Raw genomic sequence first — 5,524 nt, forward strand, 5'->3', positions numbered from 1 at the left:
TCCGGCAAGGGCGGGATCGCGTACGTCCTGAAGAACGACCACAAGCTGGACCTGCCCCGCCGGATGCAGATCGAGTTCTCCAAGCTCATCCAGGCGAAGACGGACGCCGAGGGCGGCGAGATCACCGCGGCCCAGATCTGGTCCGTCTTCCAGGACGAGTACCTGCCGAACCCCGAGAACCCCTGGGGCCGTATCGCGCTGCGGGACGGCACCCACGCCTCGGTCGCCTCCGACGGCGGTGACACGCTCACCGTCGAGGCTCGCGTGGACGGCGTCGACACGGTCCTGACCGGCCACGGCAACGGTCCGATATCCGCCTTCGCCGACGCCCTGTCCGGCCTCGGCATCGACATCCGGGTGCTGGACTACAGCGAGCACACCATGAGCGCCGGCGCGGCTGCCCGGGCCGCCTCGTACATCGAATGCGCCCTCGACGGCCGGGTGCTGTGGGGAGTCGGCATCGATGTCAACACGACCTGGGCCTCGCTCAGGGCGGTGACCTCGGCGGTCAACCGGCTGCGAAAGGCCCCGCACAGCGGTGTGGCGAACGGCGGCACGGACGCGTGAAATCCAGAATCGATCCGCTGTCCATGGCTGCGATGGCGATCGCCGTGGTCTCCATCTCGGCCACCGCCCCGCTCACCGCCGCCGCCACCGCGTCACCGCTCGCCATGGCCTTCTGGCGCAACTGCCTCGGCTTCGCCACGCTCGGGCCCTTCCTGCTGATCCTGCGCCGCCGTGAGGTGGCACGCGTCGCGCGCGGCGAGCGCGGCCTCCTGCGCAGGGAACAGTGGCGCCCCCTGGTCTTCGGCTTTCTCGCGGCCACGGCACTCGCCCTGCACTTCGCGGCCTTCATGACGAGCACTCAGCTGACCTCGGTCGCCATGTCCACCGCGCTCGTCGCCACCCAGCCCGTCTGGCAGGCCCTCATCGCCGCCGGCCAGGGCGTCAAGGCGTCGCGCAGGACCTGGGCCGGTCTCACGCTCGCCGTCCTCGGAGCGGCGGCTGCCGCCGGTGTGGACATCACGTCCGGCAGTGACACGGCGCTGCTGGGCGACCTGCTCGCCCTCGCCGGAGCCGTCGCCCAGGCCGGGTACACCGCCCTCAGCGAGAAGTCGCGCGCGGATGTGAGCGCCCCGCTGTACTCGACGTTCACCGCGCTGGTCTGCGGCATGGAACTCCTCGTGGTCTGCTGGCTGGCGGACATCCCGCTCACGGGTTTCGACCAGGCCACCCACCTGTCGCTGCTCGGGCTGCTCCTCCTCCCCCAGTTGCTGGGGCTCGGATCGCTGAACTTCGTCCTCGGCAGGACGTCGGCGACGACGATGAGTGTCCTGCTGCTGCTGGAGACTCCGGTGGCCGCGCTGATGGCGTGGTCGTTCATGGGGCAGGGTGTCCAGGCCGCGACCGTGCCCGGGCTGCTGCTGGTCATCGTCGGCGTCACGGTCGTGGTGACGAGTGGCGACGCGGGGAGGACCGCGCCGGAGGACCAGTGGGCGGGAACACCGCCGTATCCGCCGTATCCGCCGCACTTCCCGTCCACGGCCGGTTCGTCCATCGCCTGGGAACCGCGGACCGACACACCGGAGGCAACCCTCACGTTGTCGCTACGACGTCCGCCGCGCCGGCCCGAGGACGGACAGGACCCCAGAGTCGACTGGGCACGACACTCGCGGAGCGAGAGTCCGACGGTTCAGCTCAGCTTCCACCCCACGGGGGCGTTCGACACGATCTTCCTGGGCAGACCGCGCGCGCAGCCGACGACGGAGTCGGCGGGGGCGGCGGAGTCGGTCCCCCAGCCGTGATCAGCCGCGGAAACGGGAGCGCGCCGACGGCGGGACCGCCGTCAGTCCCCGCCGTGGCCGTCGCCGCCCGGCCCGGCATCCGGCACCAGGCCCTGCCGGGCCAGGCTGCCGTCCAGCCAGGCCGCGGCCAGTTCCACCCGGGAGCGGCGGCCGGTCCGCTGGAACAACCGCGACAGCCGCTGCTCGACGGTCTTCTCGCTGCACGCCAGCCGGGCGGCTATCTGCCGGTTGGTGGAGCCGTCGCTCACCATGCCGATGAGCCGCACGTCCCGCTCGCTCAGCCCTTCCGACGCCGTACGACGCCTGGGGAGCGAAACGTTGCGCCGTGCCGCCGCCGCGCCGAGCAGACTGCGGACGGGCCGCCCCATGCCCAGCGCGTGCACAGTCCGCGTCGCCTCGGCCAGCCACCGCGACGGGTCGTCGCCGACATCCGTCAGGCACTGGCAGCAGTCCACGCTCAGGGGCAGGTCGACGCGCTGCCGCACCAGCCGGTACGCGGCCAGCGCGCTGTCCGCGTCGCCGTGCACCATCCCGCGCCCCACGAGCACCGCCTCGTGCGTCATGGGCGAGGCCGCCTCCTCGTGCAGCGCCTCCAGGTGCCCCAGCGTCTCCCGCGCCGCCTCCGGGCTGTCCTGTGCCGTGACCGACAGGATCCGCAGCAGCACCCTGTCGACCCCCGCCAGCAGTCCGCTCTCCCGCGCCCGCCGCACGTCGCGCCATGCCTCCGCCAGGGCCTCCTCCGCCTGCCCCGACCAGTACCGGACGCCCAGCCGCACCCGGGCCACCAGCGGATGGCCGACGGACTCGGGGATCAGCTCCAGCCACTCCCGGGCTCGCCCGTACTCGCCGCGCATGAGCTGGATCTCGGCCGCCAGCGCCCGGGCCAGCTGTCCGACACCGGCCGCGCCGTCGGACCGGCCCCGCGCCTCGATCCGGCGGGCTCGGGACAGGGCGCTGTCCCACTGGCCCGTCAGATAGTCGCCCACCAGGGCGTGGTACCGGACGGCCGTGCTCTCGCCCGCCCCGACGTACCGCTCCCCGAGCACGGCGTGCAGAGCGCCCGCCAGATCGCCGTACGCGGCGGCGTTCCGCAGCCGGTCCAGGGCCGCCTCGCCGAGCGCGTGCTGCGGCAGCCCCCGCCGGGCACGCTCGAACTCCCCACCGCCGCCCACTGCGGCTGCCAGCAGCCGGACCTCCGCGGGCGACGGGACCGGCCCGGAGCCGGACTCCCGCCCGGTGTCCGGCACACGGTCGCCCGCCGGCCCCGGCCGGAAGGTCATCGGCGTGACCGGGCCGATCCCGTACGCACCACCGAGCGCCGCCAGTCCGACGGCGGCGGGCATCCTCCCGATCGCCGCACGGTAGCGGGGGTCGGCGTCGTCACTGTGCGGGGACCGATGCTCATGCAACGCCGACAGCGCCCAGGCCCGGGCAACACCCACCAGAACACCCTGGCCCTCACTGTGCGACCCGTACGACCCGTACGACCCGTACGACCCGTGGGGCCTGTGCAACTCGTGCGGTCTTTGCGACCCGGTCGGCCCGTCGAGGCACGCGAGCATCGGCTCGCCGAGCGCGAGTACGCCGATGTGGTCGGGATGCCGCAGGCTCAGGGCGACGGACTCGCGCAGCGCGCCGGGTGTGCCGTCGCCGTACGGCGCCGGACTTCCTGCCACCGAGCCCTCCTCGGCCGCCCAGGGCGACCGGTCGGGAGCTATGCCGCCGGGCGCGGCCGGACGGTTCGTCGGCGTCTCGTCCGGGGGCGGGGCCGTCGCTGTCACGTTCCCGAACGGCCACGGCCGCCCGGCGTCCGGCACGGCGGCGCCCAGCCGGTCGGCCAGCGTTCGGGTGACCGTGCCGTACGCCGGCCGCGCCCCGCCGGGGTCGGGCAGCGACCGCAGCGCCGCCGCGAGCGCCGGAACGGCGAACGCCGCCCTGCCGTCCGGGTCGACGGTCACGACCCGGTCCCCGACCAGGCCGTCCACCCTGCGCCCGACGGCGTCGAGCAGCCCGTCCGGCGACTTCGCGAGGTGCAGGGCGTCGAGCCACAGGGCGCCCCGCTCGGCCAGCCGGGCGAGCGCGACCGCCGTCGCGACCGTGTCGGCGTCCGGCGGCCCGTCCGGCCAGCCGTACCGGCCCAGCTCCGCGACGTCGGCCCTGAGCCGCAGCCCGCCCTCCGGCACGGTCAGGCACACCTGGCCGTCGAGTTCGAGCAGGGCGCCGCACTCCTCCAGCGAGGCGAGCACCGACAGCACGGCCCCCGGGCTCCCCGCCAGGGGGCCCAGCGCGTGCGACACCTCCGTCAGCAGTTCGGGTTCGACGGGTCGGCCCAGCCGCCGCACGATGAGCGCGCCGACCGCGTCCGGCGACAGCGGCTGCAGTTCGAGCACCCGGTCCGCCGACGCGAGCAGCTGCGCTCCGGTGACGTGCCCCGGGTTCATCGGCCGCCCGGCCAGCACCACCGGCACGCCGACGGGACGGAACGCGCGCAGCAGCAGCCCCAGGGCGGAGGCCGTCCGCGCCGGCATCTGCCGTACGTTGTCGAGGATCAGGGCGAAGGGGACGTACTGGGCCGCGTCCGCCAGCACCTCCGCCAGGGCCGACAGCAGGGCGACCTCGCCGCCGGGGTCGGTGGTCCGCGCACGCATCCGACGTACCTTGGCGACGCGCGCCGGGAGCCGGCCGTCGGGAATCTTGGCGAGTACGGCGCAGACGGCGTTCACGAGGGACGCCGTACCGGGCGGGCCCTCGGCGGCTTCCCAGCGGAGCCGCAGGACCCTGCCGCCCTCCTGGACCGCGGCCCACCGCGCCTGCTCCAGGACGGCGGTCTTGCCGGTGCCGGCCGCACCGCTGACCAGCACGGTCCGCGCCGCGGCACCGGTGGCGCGCAACGCCTCGGCCACCGCCTCGACTTCGCCGTGCCTGCCGACAAGAGGCGAACGGTGTTCCTGCATCACGACTCCGAACAGACCGCCTGTTTCCCTGCCTGGTTCGCCATGATTACAGGAAAAGAAGACAGGAAGGTTGCGGTGGGGACAGTGGCTGCTCATACGGACACCGAGCTGATTCTCGGTGGCACTCCCGTGCGTCTCGACCGGACGGGTGAGCGGCTGACCGGCCGGGAGCGCGAGTCGGACGAGCTCGACGGCGGCCTCCGCGATCCGGCCGGCCCGCGCCTGGTGTTCGTCCGGGGGGAACGGGGCATCGGGCGCAGCGCGTTCGTGCGCGCCGCCGCCGACCGGCTCACCGCGTCGGGGATCGCGGTCCTGTCCGTGAACTGCGTTCCCGGTGACGGCGAACGTCCGCTGATGCTGGCGCTGCGACTGGTCAGGGCCCTGGAGGAGCACCGGTCCGCCGCGGCGCGACGGCGCCCGGCGCGCAAGCCGGGTGCGAAGGCGCTGTCCGCCGTGCAGCGGGGCGACCGGGCGGCGATGGCCGAGGCGCTCGCCGCCGCGCTGGCGCAGCCGACACCCGTGACCGTGCTCGTCGACGACACCCAGCACGCCGACCCCGATTCCCTGGCGCTGCTCCACCAGACCGACCTCCGCCGCGTCCCACCGGGCACCCGCCTGCTGCTCACGACAATCCAGCACACAGAACCGCCCCGCACCCAGCCTTCCCCCGGCCCCGACCTCCCCCCGGACCAACAGCCCTCGCCCCCTTCCCCCGGCACCACCCCCACCCCGGACGGGCAGCCCCCGCGCACCTCCCCCCCCCCC

4 protein-coding genes are annotated in these 5,524 nt (G+C 74.5%); 3 read left to right on the forward strand and 1 reads right to left on the reverse strand.

Annotated features, from left to right (window positions below; genetic code table 11):
• Together ACFPIH_RS55970 and ACFPIH_RS55975 are read left to right on the forward strand one after the other, a co-directional pair.
• Positions 1 to 567 (forward strand): alpha-isopropylmalate synthase regulatory domain-containing protein (locus ACFPIH_RS55970; RefSeq protein ID WP_381187997.1); only part of this gene is annotated, 567 nt, incomplete at its 5' end.
• Positions 564 to 1,805: an EamA family transporter gene (locus tag ACFPIH_RS55975; RefSeq protein ID WP_381187994.1), complete on the forward strand. Its 1,242-nt coding sequence runs from the start codon at positions 564 to 566 to the stop codon at positions 1,803 to 1,805. The genes ACFPIH_RS55970 and ACFPIH_RS55975, both read left to right, overlap by 4 nt.
• A gap of 41 nt (positions 1,806 to 1,846) precedes the next feature.
• Here ACFPIH_RS55975 and ACFPIH_RS55980 read toward each other — a convergent pair whose 3' ends face one another.
• Complete coding sequence (locus ACFPIH_RS55980) at positions 1,847 to 4,759, reverse strand: AAA family ATPase (RefSeq protein ID WP_381187991.1); 2,913 nt, start codon at positions 4,757 to 4,759, stop codon at positions 1,847 to 1,849.
• 84 nt (positions 4,760 to 4,843) lie between these two features.
• On the opposite strand from ACFPIH_RS55980, the gene ACFPIH_RS55985 reads away from it, so the two are divergent.
• Positions 4,844 to 5,524 (forward strand): ATP-binding protein (locus tag ACFPIH_RS55985; RefSeq protein ID WP_385879428.1); only part of this gene is annotated, 681 nt, incomplete at its 3' end.

Source organism: Streptomyces vulcanius, from assembly GCF_042653945.1.
Lineage (GTDB): Bacteria > Actinomycetota > Actinomycetes > Streptomycetales > Streptomycetaceae > Streptomyces > Streptomyces mangrovi.

Excerpts from the sequence above, each read along its gene's own strand:
- ACFPIH_RS55980 (WP_381187991.1), bottom strand. The coding sequence starts at position 4,759 with ATGCAGGAACACCGTTCGCCTCTTGTCGGCAGGCACGGCGAAGTCGAG.